The sequence below is a fragment of the Methylophaga sp. UBA2496 genome (assembly GCF_002341635.1).
Classification (GTDB): domain Bacteria; phylum Pseudomonadota; class Gammaproteobacteria; order Nitrosococcales; family Methylophagaceae; genus Methylophaga.
Window position 1 is genome coordinate 378,199 of record NZ_DDOK01000004.1, and the last position, 18,526, is coordinate 396,724.

The 18,526-nt window shown below is 46.5% G+C and carries 21 protein-coding genes; 14 read left to right on the top strand and 7 right to left on the bottom strand.

Annotation, left to right across the window (positions count from 1 at the left end; all coding sequences use genetic code 11):
- From B2W60_RS05010 to B2W60_RS05065, 12 genes are all read left to right on the top strand, one after another.
- On the top strand, nucleotides 1-729 hold the full coding sequence (locus B2W60_RS05010; RefSeq protein ID WP_414673257.1) for an RNA polymerase sigma factor FliA: 729 nt from the start codon (nucleotides 1-3) through the stop codon (nucleotides 727-729).
- Nucleotides 730-745: 16 nt separating this feature from the next.
- The gene (gene cheY / locus B2W60_RS05015; protein WP_292362319.1) at nucleotides 746-1,135 is read left to right on the top strand and encodes a chemotaxis response regulator CheY; all 390 of its coding nucleotides are present in this window, start codon (nucleotides 746-748) and stop codon (nucleotides 1,133-1,135) included.
- A 19-nt stretch (nucleotides 1,136-1,154) separates the two neighbouring features.
- The gene (locus tag B2W60_RS05020; protein WP_292362318.1) at nucleotides 1,155-1,886 is read left to right on the top strand and encodes a protein phosphatase CheZ; all 732 of its coding nucleotides are present in this window, start codon (nucleotides 1,155-1,157) and stop codon (nucleotides 1,884-1,886) included.
- Nucleotides 1,887-1,898: 12 nt separating this feature from the next.
- The gene (locus B2W60_RS05025) at nucleotides 1,899-3,911 is read left to right on the top strand and encodes a chemotaxis protein CheA (RefSeq protein ID WP_292362317.1); all 2,013 of its coding nucleotides are present in this window, start codon (nucleotides 1,899-1,901) and stop codon (nucleotides 3,909-3,911) included.
- 8 nt (nucleotides 3,912-3,919) lie between these two features.
- The gene (locus B2W60_RS05030) at nucleotides 3,920-4,957 is read left to right on the top strand and encodes a protein-glutamate methylesterase/protein-glutamine glutaminase (RefSeq protein ID WP_292362316.1); all 1,038 of its coding nucleotides are present in this window, start codon (nucleotides 3,920-3,922) and stop codon (nucleotides 4,955-4,957) included.
- 2 nt (nucleotides 4,958-4,959) lie between these two features.
- Entirely contained in the window at nucleotides 4,960-5,700 is a 741-nt protein-coding gene (locus tag B2W60_RS05035) for a flagellar motor protein (protein WP_292362315.1), read from the top strand.
- 4 nt (nucleotides 5,701-5,704) lie between these two features.
- Nucleotides 5,705-6,619 carry a flagellar motor protein MotD gene (gene motD, locus B2W60_RS05040; RefSeq protein ID WP_292362314.1) on the top strand — a complete coding sequence of 305 codons (915 nt, stop codon included), beginning with the start codon at nucleotides 5,705-5,707 and terminating at the stop codon, nucleotides 6,617-6,619.
- Entirely contained in the window at nucleotides 6,616-7,410 is a 795-nt protein-coding gene (locus B2W60_RS05045) for a ParA family protein (RefSeq protein WP_292362313.1), read from the top strand. Before motD ends, B2W60_RS05045 begins: the two co-directional genes overlap by 4 nt.
- Complete coding sequence (locus tag B2W60_RS05050) at nucleotides 7,403-7,984, top strand: chemotaxis protein CheW (protein ID WP_292362312.1); 582 nt, start codon at nucleotides 7,403-7,405, stop codon at nucleotides 7,982-7,984. The genes B2W60_RS05045 and B2W60_RS05050 overlap by 8 nt, the downstream gene beginning before the upstream one ends.
- Nucleotides 7,985-8,090: 106 nt before the next feature.
- Nucleotides 8,091-8,570: a chemotaxis protein CheW gene (locus tag B2W60_RS05055; protein WP_292362311.1), complete on the top strand. Its 480-nt coding sequence runs from the start codon at nucleotides 8,091-8,093 to the stop codon at nucleotides 8,568-8,570.
- An 8-nt stretch (nucleotides 8,571-8,578) separates the two neighbouring features.
- Nucleotides 8,579-8,755 carry a hypothetical protein gene (locus B2W60_RS05060; protein WP_292362310.1) on the top strand — a complete coding sequence of 59 codons (177 nt, stop codon included), beginning with the start codon at nucleotides 8,579-8,581 and terminating at the stop codon, nucleotides 8,753-8,755.
- An 18-nt stretch (nucleotides 8,756-8,773) separates the two neighbouring features.
- Entirely contained in the window at nucleotides 8,774-9,160 is a 387-nt protein-coding gene (locus B2W60_RS05065; RefSeq protein WP_292362309.1) for a DUF2802 domain-containing protein, read from the top strand.
- 58 nt (nucleotides 9,161-9,218) lie between these two features.
- Here the strand turns inward: B2W60_RS05065 and B2W60_RS05070 are convergent, their stop codons facing one another.
- The 3 genes from B2W60_RS05070 to B2W60_RS05080 all read right to left on the bottom strand — a co-directional run bounded on the left by B2W60_RS05070 (nucleotide 9,219) and on the right by B2W60_RS05080 (nucleotide 13,091).
- Nucleotides 9,219-11,030, bottom strand: coding sequence for a putative bifunctional diguanylate cyclase/phosphodiesterase (locus B2W60_RS05070; RefSeq protein ID WP_292362308.1), 1,812 nt, complete (start codon nucleotides 11,028-11,030; stop codon nucleotides 9,219-9,221).
- Nucleotides 11,031-11,241: 211 nt separating this feature from the next.
- Nucleotides 11,242-11,520, bottom strand: a complete 279-nt coding sequence (locus B2W60_RS05075) for an EscU/YscU/HrcU family type III secretion system export apparatus switch protein (RefSeq protein ID WP_292362307.1) — start codon at nucleotides 11,518-11,520, stop codon at nucleotides 11,242-11,244.
- A complete protein-coding gene (locus B2W60_RS05080) occupies nucleotides 11,517-13,091 on the bottom strand; it encodes a flagellar hook-length control protein FliK (protein WP_292362306.1) in 1,575 nt (524 codons plus the stop codon). Before B2W60_RS05080 ends, B2W60_RS05075 begins: the two co-directional genes overlap by 4 nt.
- Nucleotides 13,092-13,154: 63 nt before the next feature.
- Between B2W60_RS05080 and B2W60_RS05085 the strand changes: the two genes are divergently transcribed.
- Entirely contained in the window at nucleotides 13,155-14,015 is an 861-nt protein-coding gene (locus B2W60_RS05085; protein ID WP_292362305.1) for a pentapeptide repeat-containing protein, read from the top strand.
- An 11-nt stretch (nucleotides 14,016-14,026) separates the two neighbouring features.
- On the opposite strand, the gene apaG is transcribed toward B2W60_RS05085, so the two are convergent.
- From apaG to pgl, 3 genes are read right to left on the bottom strand one after another with little or no spacing between them, the layout of a single operon-like run.
- Entirely contained in the window at nucleotides 14,027-14,407 is a 381-nt protein-coding gene (apaG, locus tag B2W60_RS05090; protein ID WP_292362304.1) for a Co2+/Mg2+ efflux protein ApaG, read from the bottom strand.
- 8 nt (nucleotides 14,408-14,415) lie between these two features.
- Nucleotides 14,416-15,378 carry a glucokinase gene (gene glk, locus B2W60_RS05095; RefSeq protein ID WP_292362303.1) on the bottom strand — a complete coding sequence of 321 codons (963 nt, stop codon included), beginning with the start codon at nucleotides 15,376-15,378 and terminating at the stop codon, nucleotides 14,416-14,418.
- Between the two features lies 1 nt (nucleotide 15,379).
- Nucleotides 15,380-16,090 (bottom strand): 6-phosphogluconolactonase, encoded by a 711-nt coding sequence (gene pgl, locus B2W60_RS05100; RefSeq protein WP_292362302.1) that lies wholly within the window; start codon nucleotides 16,088-16,090, stop codon nucleotides 15,380-15,382.
- Between the two features lie 138 nt (nucleotides 16,091-16,228).
- Here pgl and B2W60_RS05105 point away from each other — a divergent pair, with 138 nt between their 5' ends.
- The gene (locus tag B2W60_RS05105; protein WP_292362301.1) at nucleotides 16,229-16,939 is read left to right on the top strand and encodes an SIMPL domain-containing protein; all 711 of its coding nucleotides are present in this window, start codon (nucleotides 16,229-16,231) and stop codon (nucleotides 16,937-16,939) included.
- Here the strand turns inward: B2W60_RS05105 and ilvA are convergent, their stop codons facing one another.
- Nucleotides 16,940-18,454: a threonine ammonia-lyase, biosynthetic gene (gene ilvA, locus B2W60_RS05110; protein ID WP_292362300.1), complete on the bottom strand. Its 1,515-nt coding sequence runs from the start codon at nucleotides 18,452-18,454 to the stop codon at nucleotides 16,940-16,942.
- Nucleotides 18,455-18,526: the final 72 nt, after the last annotated feature.

The following is an 18,526-nucleotide window of genomic DNA, read 5'->3' on the forward strand; positions in this document are numbered from 1 at the left end:
ATGATTGGTGTAAGCATGTATTCCAGCCAAATTTCAGAACTGAGTCAGCATCAGCTGATTGAGCAACATGGTGGTTTGGTTAAACGTATCGCTTACCATCTGGTTGCCCGCTTACCCCATACCGTAGATGTTAATGATTTAATTCAGGCTGGAATGATTGGTTTACTGGATGCCTCCAACCAGTATAAAGCCAGTCAGGGCGCCAGCTTTGAAACCTATGCCGGTATTCGTATCCGTGGTGCAATGCTTGATGAAATCCGCCGTAACGATTGGGCACCGCGATCGGTACATCGCAAAGCCCGTGAAATTGCCGAGGTAATGCATCAGCTGGAACAACAGCTTGGTCGTGCTCCACTAGAGCAGGAAGTGGCGGATGCATTGCAAATGACTCTGGAACAATACCATCAGCAATTACAGGACGCTTCCGGTCATCAGGTATTCAGTCTGGATGATATGACTGATAATCAGCTGACCGATGGTGAGTCGTTTGGCAGTGATGATATTGGCCCGGCGGAAATCACAGAAAATAATAATTTTGAACAGGCTCTGACCGAAGCAATAGGCGCCCTGCCAGAACGTGAACGGCTATTGATGAGCCTGTACTATAATGAAGAATTAAATTTAAAAGAAATCGGTGAAGTACTCGGCGTCAGTGAGTCACGTGTCAGTCAGATCCACACGCAAACTGTGGTGCGATTGCGTAGTAAACTTCGCGATTGGATGCAGTAAATTTGGGAGGTATACCTTGGATAAAAATATGAAAATCCTCATTGTGGATGACTTTTCTACAATGCGACGGATTATCAAAAATCTATTACGCGATCTGGGCTTTAATAACACTGTTGAAGCCGATGATGGTTTAACCGCCCTGCCTATTTTGAATGCCGGCGGTATCGACTTTCTGGTAACCGATTGGAATATGCCTGGCATGCAGGGAATTGACCTGCTTAAAACAGTGCGTGCCGACCCTAAATTATCAACCTTGCCGGTATTAATGGTGACTGCTGAAACCAAAAGGGAACAAATCATTGAGGCAGCCCAGGCTGGCGTCAATGGTTATATTGTCAAGCCTTTTACTGCCGCAACCCTTAAAGAAAAAATAGAAAAAATATTTGAACGTATTAACGCGCAATAAATAAGCTGGAAAGGACATTATGGACGCTCTGAATAAAGCAGAACAACTTAAGGCCGCCCGGGCTCTTATCGAAGCTATCGAACAGGAAGACGATAGTCGCATTAAAACAGAATTGATGGCCTTAACCAACGCACGTGAAAGTGAACTATTCCAGCATATTGGCAAACTGACCCGTGAATTGCATGAAGCACTGAATAACTTCAAAGTCGATGCCCGGCTGGTCGATCTCACCCACATTGACATGCCGGATACCCGTGATCGTCTGAATTACGTTATTGAAACCACCGAAGAAGCTGCACATAAAACTTTAGGATATATCGATAAAACCCTGCCTTTGGCTAATGAATTGAAACAAACTGCCGCTAAGCTCAATGAAAGCTGGCAACGCTTTCGAAATCGGGAGATGTCAGCAACAGAATTCCGTGATTTAAGCCGGGAAATTGAAGCTTACTTACCTGTGGTGAATACGCATGCTGGAGAGATACATAATAACCTTTCTGAAATGACGCTTGCACAGGGCTTTCAGGACTTAACCGGACAAGTTTTACGCCAGGTCATTGGACTGGTGGAAGAAGTTGAAAACAATCTGGTGAAGCTGGTTAAGGTGGCAGGACAAACTCAGCAAAGTGGGGAAACGAAAGTCGTGGACCCATTAAAAGCAGAAGGACCGCAGATAAACGCTAAAAATAAACCGAATGTGGTCAACAGCCAGGACGATGTGGATGATTTGTTATCCAGTCTTGGTTTTTAGAAGGACAGGAGCATGGCCTTAGATACAGATGATGAGATTCTGCAGGATTTTCTGGTTGAGGCAGAAGAGATTCTTGATGGATTGAATGAGCAATTGGTTGCTCTGGAAACACAACCTCAGGATAAAGATTTACTGAATTCCATTTTTCGGGGCTTTCACACCATCAAAGGTGGTGCTGGATTTTTAAGTCTCGAGGCTATGGTTAATCTGTGTCATAAAGGCGAAGATGTTTTTAATCTGCTGCGCCAGGGTGAACGCCTGGTTGATGCCGATATGATGGACACCTTTCTCAAGGTGCTGGATATTCTGAACAGTATGTTTGCAGAGGTTAAAGCCGGTTCCTACCCGACTGAAGCTGATCCGGTAATAATTCAGCAACTGGCAGCTTACCTATCAGGCGATGCGCCTCCAGTGGTGGCTGAACCTGAACCTGAACCTGAACCTGAACCTGAACCTGAACCTGAACCTGAGCCCGAACCGGAAATCACCGTCCCTGCGGCAGATAATGTTGCAAGTGATGAAATCACTGATGACGAATTTGAAGCACTATTGGATCAGCTGCATGGCAATGCCCCGCCAGGCATAACACCTCCAGCAGATCCACCAAAGACTGACCCCGTAAACACGTCCGGTGATGACGAAATCTCCGAAGAAGAATTTGAAGCGTTGCTGGATGAATTACAAGGAAAAAAACCAGCAGCCAAACCCACTCCACCAGCAAAGCCCGCTGCCGAAGCAGCGAGCCCGCCTCCCAGCCCACCGAAGCCTGAAACAACGCCAAAGGCGGTTGACGATGGAGACTCAGTTACTGCTGTAAAACCGGCCGCTGCCGCTCCACAGGCAAAGGCTGCAGCAGACACCAGTGTACGTGTGGATACCGCCAGACTGGATGACATCATGAATATGGTGGGTGAGCTGGTTTTGGTACGCAATCGTATTAATACGCTAGAAGCCGCCTTTGAAAATGAAGAAATGGCCAAAGCTGTCAATAATCTGGCTGTGGTCACCGGTGACCTGCAAACTGCTGTGATGAAAACACGGATGCAACCCATTAAAAAGGTATTTGGTCGTTTTCCCCGGGTGGTACGTGATTTGGCTCGCAGCCTGAAAAAAGACATCAATCTTGAATTACGCGGTGAAGAAACTGATTTAGATAAAAACCTGGTCGAAGCCTTAGCCGATCCATTAGTACATTTGGTTCGCAATGCGGTTGACCATGGTGTTGAAATGCCGGATATCCGTGAAGCTTCAGGCAAACCCAAACAAGGCCAAATCGTCCTCGCTGCCGCACAGGAAGGGGATCATATTTTGTTGACCATCTCTGATGATGGCGCCGGCATGAACCCGGAGATATTGCGTCGTAAAGCCGTTGAAAAAGGCATGATGGATGAAGAAGCAGCCTCCAGACTGACCGAATCAGAATGCTTTGCTTTGATCTTTGCACCGGGCTTTTCAATGAAACAGGAAATATCTGATATTTCAGGTCGCGGTGTAGGGATGGATGTGGTCAAAACCAGTATTTCCAAACTGAACGGCGTCATTGATATTCAATCGGAAATCGGTAAAGGTACAACGCTTTCTATCAAAGTCCCATTGACCTTAGCCATCATGCCTACCTTAATGGTGATGCTGGGTAATCAAATCTTTGCTTTTCCACTGGTCAGCGTAAATGAAATTTTTAATCTGGACCTGAATAAAACCAATACCGTAGATGGTCAGCAAACTGTTATTGTACGAAACAAAGCCCTGCCACTGTTTTATTTACGCAAATGGCTTAATAAAGGTAATGTTTCAGAGTCTAAAGCAACAACTGAACATGTGGTTATAGTCAATGTCGGCACCCGTAAAGTGGGATTCGTTGTTGATCAGTTAATCGGTCAGGAAGAGGTGGTTATCAAGCCCCTCGGCGCCTTACTCCACGGCACTAAAGGCTTTGCAGGAGCAACTATTACCGGCGATGGCCGTATTGCGCTTATTCTCGATTTTCCAGAGTTAATGAATACCTACGCACATCGAAATTATTAAGGATATTTGTGACTGTTAAGGTACTGATTGTTGATGATTCAGCTTTTTTCCGCCGGCGACTGACTGAAATCATTAATGCCGATCCACGACTGGAAGTCATTGCCAGTGCAGCCGATGGTATGGAAGCCGTGGAAATGGTATCCCGTTACAGACCGGATGTTATTACCATGGATCTGGAAATGCCTTTACTGGATGGAATCGGTGCGGTCAAAAAAATTATGCGACGACGTCCTACCCCGGTATTGATGCTGTCGACCTGGACGACGGAAGGAGCCAAAGCTACGCTGGATGCATTAGACGCGGGAGCAATGGACTTTCTCCCAAAGCGTTTTGAAGATTTAGCGCAGGACAAAACCCGTGCCCGACAAAAATTATGTGATCGGATCAATTTTCTGGCAACCCATGCAAATCCGCATAAACAGACTTCTGTTGCCAAAACAACTGAGCTGACTCACCCTCTCATTCCGGCAGAAAAGAAAAAAATTGAATTAGTGGTGATTGGCACGTCAACGGGAGGACCTGTTGCCCTGCAAAATGTGTTATCACAACTACCGGCCAACTTCCCCTTCCCAATTATTTTACTTCAGCACATGCCGGCAACATTTACACCATCTTTTGCTGAACGCTTAAATTCACAATGTGATATTCGTATTAAAGAAGCTCAGCAAAACGATGTATTACGCCCAGGAATCGCCTATCTGGCCCCTGGAGGTCAACAGCTTTTACTGAAAGGTCGGCGTGGACAACTTTACCTGCAAGTCGACCCTGGTCCAGAAAATGCGACTTACAGACCCTGCATCGACGTTACGCTTGAATCCGTTTCTCAGGTTTGTCCTGCGCAGACCTTGACCATCATCCTCACTGGAATGGGAGCGGATGGATGTGAAGGGGCGATAAAAATGCATCAGAAAGGCTCGACCATTTGGGCTCAGGACCAGCAAAGCAGTACCATCTATGGTATGCCTATGGCTGTCGCCAAAGCGGGTGTTGCGGATAAGGTTCTGAGTCTTACTGAGATTGGTAAACTACTGACGGCGTTCAAATAGCGATGGATATCCTCAGCATACTCGGCTTACTGATTGGATTTGGCGCCATCATCGTCGGCCAGTATCTGGAGGGTGGTCATCTCGATACTATTCTGAATGCCGTAGCCTTGTTAATCGTACTGGGTGGTACACTGGGGGCAGTCATGCTGCAGACGCCGATGAATACCTTTATTCGGGCCCTGAAAATGACCGTATGGATTTTCAAGCCACCCCAACAATCGGCTAAACGCTTACTTGATAAAATTCTTGACTGGAATCAGATTGCCCGCAGAGAAGGGTTACTTCGTCTGGAGGCCATGGCCATGGAAGAAACTGATATCTTCACTCAGAAAGGTCTGCAACTGATTGCCGATGGTGCCGAGCCGGAAATCATTCGCGAAATACTGGAAACCGATCTCGATATCATGGAAAACAATGATCTGCAGGCGGCTAAAGTCTATGAAGCCATGGGAGGCTATTCGCCAACCATCGGTATCATTGGTGCAGTGTTAGGACTCATTCATGTTATGGGTAATCTGGCGGATCCCTCTTCACTTGGTTCGGGTATCGCCGTGGCATTTGTTGCCACCATCTACGGTGTCGGGTTGGCAAATCTATTGTTTTTACCGATGGGAAATAAACTTAAAACATTGGTACAACGTCGCACCCAATTACAAATGATGTTGATAGATGGCTTGATCAGCGTGGCTGATGGCGATAATCCGCGCAATATCGAGAGCCGTCTGCAGGCTTATCTGGGTTAGCCTGATGGCCCGTAGAAAACGGCATGAAGAACACGAAAACCACGAACGCTGGTTGGTGTCCTATGCTGATTTTATCACTTTGCTGTTTGCTTTCTTTGTAGTGATGTATTCCATTTCATCAGTGAATGAAGGCAAATACCGTGTTTTATCAGAAACACTGGAAAGCGTCTTTTCACAACCTACTCGCAGCAGTGACCCGATTCAGATTGGTGAAGTCAGCCGTGGACAAGGTGAACGTGTCGCTTCGCCGGGTAAGCCGGAAGTACCGGATTTTGAAATTGAACTGCCTGAACTGCCTAGGGAACGCCCTCCTGTTTCCGAGCAAAGTTTGCGCACCATCAACGATATCTCGCAGCAACTCAGCAACGCGCTTGCTGATTTAATTACCAATGAAGATGTCAGTATCAAGCAAACTGAAGACTGGCTGGAGGTGGAGATCAATTCCAATTTTCTGTTTGCCAGTGGTGATGCCCGTTTGGCCCGTGAGGCTGTACCGGTAATTGGTCAGATTGCCGATGTACTTGCCCCGGTCGCCAACCCACTACAAGTAGAGGGATTTACTGATGATCAACCGATTAATACACCGCGTTTCCCGTCAAACTGGGAGCTGTCAGCTGCCAGAGCGGCCAGTGTAGTGAATTTATTGGATCGCTTTGGTATTCAACCGGGCCGTATGTCAGCCATAGGTTATGGTGAGTTTAAACCAATTGCGGATAATGAGACCGAATTAGGCCGCCAAAAAAACCGCCGGGTGGTACTGGTTATTCTGGGAAGCCAGGAGAGCCGAAGAACCCTCGAAGTGTTTGATGAGCAATTGAATCGCAGTGAAACAGAGTCTGAAAACAGTATTACCCCCATTACTGACAGCCTGCCTCCTCCTGTGCTGGTACCCTCCGTTACTGACGAAGTATCTCCATGACGGTCTGGGCGATTGCCAATCAAAAAGGTGGTGTCGGCAAAACCACTACAGTGGTCAGCCTGGCCAGTCATCTTGCCAGAAAAGGTCATTCCACATTACTACTGGATATGGATCCGCACGGTTCGTTAACCACTTATTTTGGGTTTGATCCCGATAATATCGATCACAGTATCTACACTTTATTTCAACAGTCAGACCAGCAACCGCTCAACGCTATTTTCAAAACACTCAAAAAAACCAATCAGGATAATATTTACCTGTTACCCGCCGCAACGGCCATGGCAACCCTGGATCGCCAACTCAGTATCCAAAGCGGTAAAGGCCTGGTCATTCACAAAACCTTAAAGCAACTGAATGAGCGATTTGAGTATGTGCTGATAGACTGCCCGCCTATGCTGGGTGTTTTAATGGTCAATGCGCTGGCTGCCTGTGATGAGTTATTGATACCGGTACAAACCGAGTTTCTTGCCTTAAAAGGGCTTGAACGCATGTTGCATACTCTGCAGTTAATCAATCATTCCCGCCAGCACAAACTTCCGTACCTGATTGTGCCAACGATGTTTGATCGCCGTACCCGTGCCGGCGTTCAGACATTGCGTAAAATGCAAAAGGATTATGAAGAAAACCTCTGGCAGGATGCTATCCCGATTGATACACAATTTCGCGATGCCAGTAAGTCTGGCATTCCTCTGCCTGCGCTCAACCCAGAAAGTCGTGGCAGTATGGCCTATGAACGATTAATGAAAAAACTCACTAAAGCCCCAGCGGCAAAGCCCGGTCAAAATGTCTAAACCAATCCAGATTAAAGAACCAGAGCAAGCCTTGACAGCCTATCTGCAGGAGCTGTTACTGGACAGCGAACCGGAGACTTTGGAACACGTTGCAGTTGAAATAACTGAAACGGTGCCTGAGACTGAGCCCGGGATTATTGCCAGCCTCGCGAATACTTCTGACAAAGACACCCAGGCTTTATTATTTGAAGTGGCTGGTATGCAACTGGCGTTAACCCTGGATGAACTGGACGGCATAGAGAACTGGCCCGAAGAAGGTCTGTCACAGCTTCCTGGTCAGCCAGACTATATCGTTGGCACCCTAAGCCGCCCTAAACAGCATACTCAAGTAATTGATTTAACAACATTAATTACCAATAAATCAAGTAATTCAACAGATAACCGTTACATATTACTGGTGAACAATAAACAGCTGGGATTGGCTGTATCCACTATCCGCCATGTGGTTACGCTGGAGAGTGAAAATGTGCGTTGGCGGCGGGAACCGGGACAGAGACCCTGGCTGGCAGGTATGCTAATGTCACCTTTAAGCAGTATTATTTCATTAACAGAACTGTTAAAAATATTGCGATAACCGAATATAAAACTGGCACAGACTGTGCTTTGATGCTTATAAACACAGAACGTCATAAATTTGGCAGCCACTTATGTGCCAATATTTTGTGAATAAGGAAAATACAATGAGTGAGCAAGATAATCAGGCTGGTAATGACCCTATTCTGCAATGGGTGACTTATCAAATGGAGCAAGAAGTCTATGGCATCAATGTGATGCAAGTACAGGAAGTGCTGCGCCCGACTGAAATTGCGCCTGTACCGGGAGCTCCGGATTATGTGCTCGGCATTATCAATCTGCGTGGCAATGTAGTCACCGTGATCGATACTCGCAAACGGTTTGGTTTGTCCTCCCGGGAAGTCGATGAGGAGTCGCGCATTATTATTGCTGAGGTAAGCGGTAACGTCATCGGCATGCTGGTCGACAGTGTGGCTGAAGTTGTTTACTTGCATCAATCAGAAATAGACACGGCCCCGAATGTCAGCAGTGATGACAGTTCACGCTTTATTCAGGGAGTGTGTAGCCGTGATAAAAACCTGTTAATTCTGGTTGATGTCAACAAGCTGCTTAATGATGACGAAATAGCGGATATCGCCAGTTTCTGATGTAAATCATGGCAGACGAAATTCATCCAACCCAGCCACTTGTTCCCACCACCCGAGTGGACAATCCGGCGGATGAGAAACGACGCCATAAACCAAAGCAACAGGATGAGAAGGCACAAGAAGACGCTGATGAGGTTAAACCTAAACGGCCGCCTAAAACCGGCATTATTGATGAATATGTGTGATGTCTCAGGAGACATATCATGATGTTATATATCTTATATAGTTTGGTAGGTTTGCTGGGAATTGTGCTGCTTGTTACCAGCTACCGTTTCTTTCGCTTGAGTCGAGTTCAGGCAAGCCAAATCAGCTCTCTGCAGCAGCAGTTATCAGCGTTATGCAGCGCAGCAGTAGGCTCTGATGAACGTATCGTCCGATTTGAACAGGCCTTAATGAAGATTCGTGATCAGCAAAAAAGCATGGATCTCGGTCAACCACAACAACATAGCTATGAGCATGCAATTCGGCTGGCCAGAAAAGGGGTCGATATCAATCAACTTATTGATAATTGCAATCTGAGTGAAGAAGAGGCACTGCTGATTACCCGGTTGCACGGAGCACAGCGTCATTCGGCTACCGATTTGCATTAGGCTATGTTGATCTTTACGTAAGCACTTCAACTTTGTAACTCTGAAAGATCAACAGACCCTAAGGCTTGGTGGGCATTACCCGCTGTGGTTTACCGATTAAATATCCCTGAACAAAGTCCACACCAAACTCTTCCAGCATTTTCAGGGTTTCTCTGTCTTCGACAAATTCAGCAACGGTTTTTTTGCCGAGACTATGCGAAATATCGATCATCGACTTTACTAATAGCTGATCGACAGGGTCATTGTGCAGATTGGTAATAAATCCACCATCAATTTTAAGAATATCCACCGGAAAATGTTTTAGGTAGCTGTAGGAGTTGAATCCGGCACCAAAATCATCCAATGCAAATCGACATCCGAGATTTCGCAATCGATCGACCATTTGTTTGGTTTGTTCAAAGTTGGAAATTGCCGAGGTTTCAGTTATTTCAAACACCAGCCGGGATGGATCCGCCCCCGTTTCCAGTAACTTGCGCTCAACCAGTGGGTAGAGGTTTTTATCTAGAAAAATATTACCCGATAGATTAACCGCCAGCGCTGTATCGCCGGGAACATTTCTGAGCAATTCAAAAGCATGGTTAACGACCCACAAGTCAATCTGATGAATCAATCCCATGGCTTCTGCAACCGGTATAAAATCATGTGGGTAATACAGTTTATCACCCTGCCCACGCATGCGTATCAAACACTCATAGTGATTGATTTTTTTCTCTTTAAGCGAGTAGATAGGCTGAAATTCAAGAATGAAATTTTCTTGTTTTAATGCCGCACGAATTCTTGGAGCCCACTCGACACTATGTCTTAACGCATACATTTCCCGATCAGCCGGGCTGTATACATGAACCCGATTCCGGCCCCGTTTTTTAGCGGTATAGCATGCCTGATTAGCATGCGATAAGATTTCACCCACTGTAGAAATAGCGGCTTCGGTAATACATTTAACACCAATACTGGCGGATAAATGATATTCATGATCATGAAAAGTAAAACTGTATCCATCAAACATTTCCCGCAGGCCCTCAGCGCGGGCTATGGCAGTATCCGGTTCAATGGTATCAACTAATACAGCAAATTCGTCAGAACCAATCCGCACCAGTGTATCGCGGACTTTAAAAAAGCTCCGCAACGAATTGGCAACCTGAACTAACAAGGTATCACCAGCTTCATGACCTTCGGCATCATTCAGTACTTTAAAACTATCCAGATCGATATAAAACAACGCGCTACTGGTATGGAAGTTTCGTACCTGAGTCAACGTAATATCGAGCGCCTGTTCCAAACGTCGCCGATTTGCCAATCCGGTTAAATCGTCATGATTAACGGAAAATTGCAGTCTGGCTTCCATGACTCGCAACTGAGCATTTTCATCTTCAATCTGCTGCTGACGGAGATGATAATGGTCACGTTCACGTTTGGCAGCCAAAGTTGTCATGACCGCGGGAGGCAATGACTCAGCGGTAAGCGGGCGATATAAAAGTGAGGTGACACCATGTCCTAAATCCGTTAATAGCTGATTATGGTTCCATTGTGATTTTTCTGTCAGTGCGATAACCGGAATCAATCGCCATTCATCAAACTGATCCAACTTCAACCGGAGTTCCCGGGCATTACATTCACCCAAGCGGCAATCGAGGATGATCAAATCAATATCGCATAGGTCACCAGAAATGGCCTGTCTCAGCATTTGCATGAGTTTTTCCGGGCCATTGGCAGTGGAGATATTGGTAAAGCCACTCAACGACAACATGGTTTGCAGAAAAGCCAGATCAGAAAGCCGTGTCCCACTAATCAGAATCCGCGCAGCCAACAAGTCACTCACTTCCGCAGCAGATATCGGTGCCGTCAGGCTCTGCTCAGATGTCCTTGACATCGGTGACTCAACTGTTAGAAGTTTATTCATCTGGTTTGTATGCGGTTTCTTTATGACCGGTTTCAAGATACACGCAAATGAAAATAGCGGTTTTATATTTTAAAATCAACACTTAATGAGATTTTTGTAATGCTGTTTGTAAAGTATTGAAAAAAAAACAAGCCTCAAACTCAGTAATAATGCTTTAACGCAGATTAATCTGTACTGGAATTTAGCCTTTGTCCTTAGGGAATTTACCCGAAATAATATATGCGTAAGCAATCACTTCTGCGATAACTCGATAAAGCTCTTCAGGTATCGCTTCCCCCAGCTGCATTTCTTTCAGCATATCAGCCAGAACGGCATCTTCACGAAGGGGAATATTGTGCTGTTTAGCAATGCGAATAATTTCAGCAGCAATATCGCATTCGCCGCTGGCGGTCACTGTGGGTGCATTGTCTCCGTCATAATGCAATGCAATAGCACGTAACGGCTCTGCTTGTTGTTTCATACTGAGATATCCAGTAATGCATCTGACGAGTCAGTCTGCGCAACCGGAGATAACCACTCTACCGGCGCACAATGGCAGCTGAGCCGCTGAACCTGTAAATCCAGTGCTGATAGCTTGTCACGCAATAAACCGATATTGTCTTCCAGCAGCGCAACCGCTTCTGGATCTTCAGCAGTTAATGACACACTGACATTATTTGTCTGCAAAGCAATTGAAGCGCGCAGTTTCCCCAGGTTTTGTGTTTCCAGATTGAGTGTCACTTGCCACTGTTCTGCATCTTGCTCATCCTGCTTTGTTCCACGTTGCAATTGTAACTGCATCCACTGCAACTGTTGTTTGTCACGTAAGGGCACATCCATCAACCAGACTTGGGGCTGTGCGGGATTATCTGCTTCCCTGACCATATTCAATTGATTCATCTGAACTCTGGCAATCGCCGTTTCTACTTCGCGCAGTAAAACCTGTAATCTGGCTAATTCGTTCACACCAGCCTGAAATTGTGCATTTTGAGTACTTTGTTGAACAGATATATTCTGAAGGTTGAGATTCTGAACATTGGGACTGGTGTTGCCAGCCAGTCCTTGACCAGCCAGCAACATGGTTAATAATTGGGCCGGAGTTTGACCACTTGCCATAAGAGCGTTCGTAATATGTGATGGAAGCTGTTGCAAAGCGGAAGGCTGATTGAGCAAATTTATCAGGGCATTACGAATTTCCACCGGAAGATTCTGAGCATTGATTTGACCGTTTGCTGTTTGTCGGATCTGTCCTTCAAGTGCTGCAGCCAGTTTCAATAAATTCGCTTTGAAATCACCACTTATCACCGGATTCGGCTGCATCAATTGTCTTTCGAGAAACACTCCGGACTGTTGAATCGCTTGTTGCAAATTGGCTGATTGCTGAACAGTTTGCGTTTCGCGAATATTTTGCCATAGCTGACTTAGCGCATTTTGAACCGGAGTCATTGTTCTCAGATCCGGTAACGAATTGATCACATTTTGTAATTGCGGAGGTTGGGCGAAAACAAACGGCAATAATCGGCGTTGCTGGGAAATCAGATTTTCTGACAAATTCGGATTGGGCGTTTTTAGAGCAACGCTCAGTGGTGCGTTGCCCAGAATCTGTAATAAAAGCTGCTGTCCGGGTTTGAAACTGGAATTCAACCTGCTGATATCCAATTCCAGTGGCACAGGCAATTTTCCGGCTTGCGGCAATGCCAACAGGATAGATTGCTGAGGTAATAACTTAATGACTTCTGCCAGTAACGTTTGCCCTGGCCGGAAGTTCGGCATAACCGATGTGACAGCCGCCACAGAGAGTAATTTAAGTGCTACTTTATCACTGGCACCTGCATCGGTTCGTTGCAGTTCAAGAGTCTGTCCACGCTGCAAATCCACCCCGGCCTGAATGGTAATAACCCTTCCTGCTAACTGGATATCGACATTTTCGCCCGCCTTTCCAGCCGATATCACCACAGCCTGCGCAACTTGTCCCGGTGTCAACGCTGGCGTTTGACTTGCCGATCCCGTTACAGTGACCTGAGCAGCCTGTGAGGTCTGAGGTATTTGCATGAATTCACCTGGAATTAAACACAATGCTAGTATAACAACCAACTTGTTGCCAAAGACCGGCCAATGAAAAAATTCAGTACAAAATGGTATACCCGCCAAAATACAAGGATCAGTGGACCGTTCACCATAGCCCTGCTGAAAAGTAATCTGCAGTTAGGCAGAATTGATGCCCAAACAGAGATCAGTTCGGACCAAAAAAACTGGCAGCCATTAGGCGATATCATCGAACTGGAAGTTGTCGATCCTATCACCCCACCACCGTTACCTCTTGATGAACGTGATGGTTTTGATCGCCGCAATCAGCAACCTATGACCGAAGCTGAACGTGAAATGCGTCGGGAACAACGACGCAGACTGGAACCAGACTTTTTAATTCAGCAGCGCCAGCAACGCAGTGCATTATTACAAAAGCTCAAACCTCAACGTCCTGCCCGTTTCTGGCCATTGCTGATTATCAGCCTGATTCTCATCGCTATTTTCAGCTTCGCCATATTATTCCCGACACCGTCAAGTCTATCGGAAGCTGATTGTGACAGTGTGCCTGCGCCCAACGCGAACTGGGAAAACTGTCTGAAACCGGCAATGGATATTCCCGCTGCTAACCTGACCAAAGCCAACCTGCGTAACAGTGTGCTGGCCATGTCAAACCTGATGAGCGCCGATCTGATGGAAGTTGATATGAGTTATGCCGATTTACAACTTAGCAATCTGAGTTATGCCAGCCTGCAGGGAGCTAATCTGAAAGGCGCCAACCTGCAACAGGCTGATCTGTCCTACAGTAATTTATCCAACAGTGATTTAAGTTTTGCCAATTTACGGGATGCCAAGCTGGGTGGCAGCGATTTGCAAGATGCCAGGCTGGATAAGGCTATCTGGATTGATGGGCGGATTTGTGCAGCAGGTTCAGTTGGCAGCTGTTTGTAAAATACCTGCCATCAATGGAGTTTTTGCGGTGCGGCCAGCGTGAACGCCGGGATATCGACGGCAAATCGGCTACCATTATCATCCATCATGTTGTAATGGCCCTGCATCATACCAACCGGGGTATCCAGCATCGCCGCACTGGTATAAGTAAAGGTTTCAGTTGGTGCCAGATAAGGGTGCTGCCCCACAACACCATCGCCCTCCACCTCCTGCTCATGACCATCGCCGCCAGTGATTTTCCAGTAACGCGATAATAACCGGGCCGGGGTGTCGCCCTCATTGGTGATAGTAATGGTATAGGCAAAAAGATATCTTGCCCTTGCCGGATCGGATTCATGATCCAGGTAGGTGGTTTCTACATTAACCAGAATGTGATTTTTTTTATCTGTCATGCCGAACATTATAACGCGTTTCGAGCCAACAAACGTGCACCTAACAGCCCCACATCAGGATTATTAATCAGGTAGACCGGAATTTTTTCCAACACGCCGCGCATTCGCCCCTTGGCAAGAAAAAACTGCATAAAATGTTCCTGCTTAAACAACGCTGAATTTTTTGCGGCAATGCCACCAGCAATAAAAAGTCCGGCTCCGGGCAAAGCAGTCAGCGCCAGATTGCCAGCCTGAGCACCATATATCTGCATAAATAATTGCATGGTTTTTACGGCTAATGGATCTGATTGCTTAAGCGCATAGTCACTAATCTGTTCAGCAGACAAGCTTACACATGAATCGGCGGCTCCCTGTTGCTCAGCAATAAACTGATACAACATCACCAGACCGGCACCAGACAATACACGTTCATAAGAAACATGGTCGTATTGCTCGAACAGCTTTTCCAACAGTTTCTGCTGTGTTCGTTCCTGTGGTGCGAAGTCAGTATGACCGCCTTCCGTTGGCCATACTCGCCAACCTGTATGTATTGGTGACAGAATAGCCTGCCCCAAACCGGTGCCCGCACCAATAACTGCCCTCAGGGCCCTGGCTTGAGGTTCCCCCGCTTGCAGAACCGTTAAATCTTCTTCACCAAGCTCATCAATACCATGACCCACAGCGGCAAAATCATTGATCAAAGAAATCTCCGCAATCGGAAACATCACCTGTAATTTATCAATATCGATTATCCAGGCAAGATTTGTCAGTTGAACCCGTCGGCCAGTCAACGGCGCTGCCACTGCAAAACAGGCACTGCTGACAGGAAAATAACTCGCTGGCACTAACGATAAAAACGTTGTCAGCAAATCCTCAAAATCGGTATAGGCTTTATTATCAAACCGTTGCTGTACGATCACCTCACCATCAAAATGGCTTAATTGCAGCAAGGTTTTGGTGCCACCGATATCGGCAGCTAACAACGTTTTCATATTATTTCGCTGCGGCAGCGTTATCCATAAACCAGTAGTAATCCCCTGTTGGAGCAAGTCGTTGCACCGGTAATCCAGTTACCGCCCCGGTAGTGATATCTCTGACAATATCTGCTTTGGCTTCACCGGCAATAAAGACAATGACCTGTCTGGCAGCATTGATTACCGGATAGGTCAATGTCACGCGCCAGGATTGAAATTTTTCAACAAATAAACTGGCAGTCAACGTATCGGTTACTTCAAGTGCCGGAGTATCGGGAAATAATGAGGCGATATGGCCATCTGGTCCCAAACCCAACAAGACTAAATCAAATGGTCTATCTTCCATAATCAACTTGATGGTATCAGCATAACGAGTGGCCACTTCAGTGGCATCGCCACTCTCAGTGGGCATGCGATGCACATTTTCAGCAGGAATAGGTAAATGATCCAGCATAGCCAATCTGGCCATTTTAAAATTGCTGTCATCATGCGTCGCCGGCACGCAACGCTCATCACCAAAAAAGATCTGCACCCGCGCCCAATCAATCTGTTCGATATAAGGCGATGTGGCCAGCTTCTGATAGAGACCTTTAGGTGTAGAGCCCCCGGCCAGCGCAACATAAAACACACCCCGTTTAGCAATAGCTGAACGTGCAGTCACAACGAAATGTTCGGCAGCTGCTTCGATCAAGCGCTCTGAATCAGGCAGAATTTTTTGTTCAGCTTTCATGTCTATCCTCAACATTAACAATAATTTTGTGCGGTATCTCGCTGACAGTGTCAGCCAAATCCTGTTAATTTAGCAATCATGCTGTACTGACAGCAAGCCAAACTCGACTTCAAATTATCTTTCACAGGAACATTCTCTATGAAAAACACTTTTTTTGCCCTTACGATGTTGTTGTCATCCGCTGTGGCGGTTGCCGAAAATGATTTGAATTTTAATCTGGTCAACCTGAATGCAACAGCGGCTACAGAAGTGGCTAACGACCAGGTAACCAGCGTCATTCAGGTCATGCTTAATGGAACAGATCCAACTAAACTAGGCCAACAGGTCAATCAGCGCAGTAATCAGCTGTTGGAAAAAATCAAGGCTTATGACTCGGTAAAATCACAAACCACCGGCTATCAAACCCGTCCGATGTACAAAGACAGCCAAATCGTTTCCTGGCAAGTTAGCCAGCAAATTCGTCTGCATAGCCATGATTTCACACAAATGAGTGAGTTGTTAGGTGACGTGCAGGATTTGGGCACCGTGCAATCGATAGTATTTTCGCTGTCTGATGAATTAATCGAATCCACCCAGAACGAATTAATGCAGCAAGCTATCAGCAAATTTCGCGATAAGGCGGCATTGATTCAGCAGCAATTTGATGAGCCGGGTTATCGTCTGGTCAATTTATCAGTGAACACCAGCGGTTATGCCCCGGTTCATCGCATGGAAAGCAGTATGATGATGTCTGCCGATATGAGTAGCAAAAGTGCACCGGCAGCTCTGGAAGCGGGCAGTAATAAAGTGTCTGTTGATGTGCATGGGCAGATTCAGTTAATCAGCGATACCACTACCTTGACCGATTGATCACTTGAGAAACAAATCATAGGCCGGGTTATCGGTTTCCAGCCAATAGACATAGCCGAGGTTGTCCAGAAACGCCTGAAATTCTTCATTGAATTCAGGCGTCACCTGGATACCAACCAGTACCCTGCCATAGGCAGCACCATGATTTCGATAATGAAACAGGCTTATATTCCAGCGTTGGCCTATATGTGTCAGAAAGCGTAACAACGCACCCGGCCGCTCTGGAAATTCAAAGCGAATCAAACGCTCATTTTCGGCTTGAGGTGCATGTCCGCCCACCATATACCGAACGTGCAATTTGGCCATTTCATTATCGGTGAAGTCAATCCATTGATAACCTGCCTGCGTCAGGTTCTCAAACAAAATCTGCCGCTCTTCTTCACGCCCCGACATACGTACACCGACAAATACATGTGCCTGCTGATTATCAGCGTAGCGATAATTGAATTCGGTGATGCCTCGATCTGCCAATGCTTTGCAGAAGCGCTGAAAGCTGCCCGGCTGTTCATCAATGGTAGCGGCAAACAACACTTCCCGGCGTTCACCGATTTCGGCACGTTCAGCCACATGCCGTAACCGGTCGAAGTTCATATTAGCGCCGCTGTTAATCACCACCATGGTTTTATTATGTAAACCATTTTGCTGAATGTATTTTTTCGCACCAGCAATCGATAAGGCACCTGATGGCTCCGCAATCGAACGGGTATCGTCAAAGACATCCATGATCGCCGCACAGATTTCATCTGTTTCCACGGTGACCACATGATCGACCGTCTTTTGTGCAATGCGGAACGGCTCTTCGCCAACCTGCCTGACCGCTGTACCATCGGCAAACAAACCAACCTGATCCAATTTGACACGCTCCCCCGCATCCAGAGCAGCTTTAAGGCTGGCAGCATCTGCCGGCTCAACCGCAATGATTTTAATTTCAGGCCAGATAGCTTTGATATAAGCCGCCATTCCAGCCAGTAATCCGCCACCACCTACGGGAATAAATACCGCGTATACCGGATCCGGATGCTGGCGCATGATTTCCATTGCAATTGTGCCCTGTCCGGCGATCACCAATGGATCATCATAGGGATGAATAAACACCCTGCCCTGATCAGTTGAAACCTGCTTAGCATAATCAAAGGCTTCATCGTAACTGTTGCCATGCAAGGTAATTTCAGCACCTAACATGCGTACCGCTTCGACCTTGATGGGAGGCGTGGTGACGGGCATCACAATCACCGCAGAAATGCCCATTTTATTGGCGGCCAATGCCACGCCCTGCGCATGGTTTCCAGCTGAAGCGGCGACGACACCCTGTATACGTTCGGCTTCAGTTAAATGACTCATCCGGTTATAAGCGCCACGTAACTTAAAGGAAAATACCGACTGCAAGTCTTCGCGCTTAATCAGAATCTGATTATCCAGTCGCTTGGATAATCTTGGCATCAAATCCAAAGGTGTTTCGATAGCGACATCATAAACGCGCGCTTTGAGGATTTTTTCTACATAGCCTGTGAGCATGGGGTTCCAGATTCAGTCTGTTAGGTTAACGAAAGATGACTACGTTACCATTGACCGCTATTTATCTCTATA

Bases quoted from the DNA above. Each gene is read 5' to 3' on its own strand.
- B2W60_RS05010 (WP_414673257.1), top strand. From the start codon at position 1: ATGATTGGTGTAAGCATGTATTCCAGCCAAATTTCAGAACTGAGTCAG.
- B2W60_RS05020 (WP_292362318.1), top strand. From the start codon at position 1,155: ATGGACGCTCTGAATAAAGCAGAACAACTTAAGGCCGCCCGGGCTCTT.
- B2W60_RS05025 (WP_292362317.1), top strand. From the start codon at position 1,899: ATGGCCTTAGATACAGATGATGAGATTCTGCAGGATTTTCTGGTTGAG.
- B2W60_RS05035 (WP_292362315.1), top strand. From the start codon at position 4,960: ATGGATATCCTCAGCATACTCGGCTTACTGATTGGATTTGGCGCCATC.
- motD (WP_292362314.1), top strand. From the start codon at position 5,705: ATGGCCCGTAGAAAACGGCATGAAGAACACGAAAACCACGAACGCTGG.
- B2W60_RS05045 (WP_292362313.1), top strand. From the start codon at position 6,616: ATGACGGTCTGGGCGATTGCCAATCAAAAAGGTGGTGTCGGCAAAACC.
- B2W60_RS05050 (WP_292362312.1), top strand. From the start codon at position 7,403: ATGTCTAAACCAATCCAGATTAAAGAACCAGAGCAAGCCTTGACAGCC.
- B2W60_RS05055 (WP_292362311.1), top strand. From the start codon at position 8,091: ATGAGTGAGCAAGATAATCAGGCTGGTAATGACCCTATTCTGCAATGG.
- B2W60_RS05060 (WP_292362310.1), top strand. From the start codon at position 8,579: ATGGCAGACGAAATTCATCCAACCCAGCCACTTGTTCCCACCACCCGA.
- B2W60_RS05065 (WP_292362309.1), top strand. From the start codon at position 8,774: ATGATGTTATATATCTTATATAGTTTGGTAGGTTTGCTGGGAATTGTG.
- B2W60_RS05070 (WP_292362308.1), bottom strand. From the start codon at position 11,030: ATGTCAAGGACATCTGAGCAGAGCCTGACGGCACCGATATCTGCTGCG.
- B2W60_RS05075 (WP_292362307.1), bottom strand. From the start codon at position 11,520: ATGAAACAACAAGCAGAGCCGTTACGTGCTATTGCATTGCATTATGAC.
- B2W60_RS05080 (WP_292362306.1), bottom strand. From the start codon at position 13,091: ATGCAAATACCTCAGACCTCACAGGCTGCTCAGGTCACTGTAACGGGA.
- B2W60_RS05085 (WP_292362305.1), top strand. From the start codon at position 13,155: ATGAAAAAATTCAGTACAAAATGGTATACCCGCCAAAATACAAGGATC.
- apaG (WP_292362304.1), bottom strand. From the start codon at position 14,407: ATGACAGATAAAAAAAATCACATTCTGGTTAATGTAGAAACCACCTAC.
- glk (WP_292362303.1), bottom strand. From the start codon at position 15,378: ATGAAAACGTTGTTAGCTGCCGATATCGGTGGCACCAAAACCTTGCTG.
- pgl (WP_292362302.1), bottom strand. From the start codon at position 16,090: ATGAAAGCTGAACAAAAAATTCTGCCTGATTCAGAGCGCTTGATCGAA.
- B2W60_RS05105 (WP_292362301.1), top strand. From the start codon at position 16,229: ATGAAAAACACTTTTTTTGCCCTTACGATGTTGTTGTCATCCGCTGTG.
- ilvA (WP_292362300.1), bottom strand. From the start codon at position 18,454: ATGCTCACAGGCTATGTAGAAAAAATCCTCAAAGCGCGCGTTTATGAT.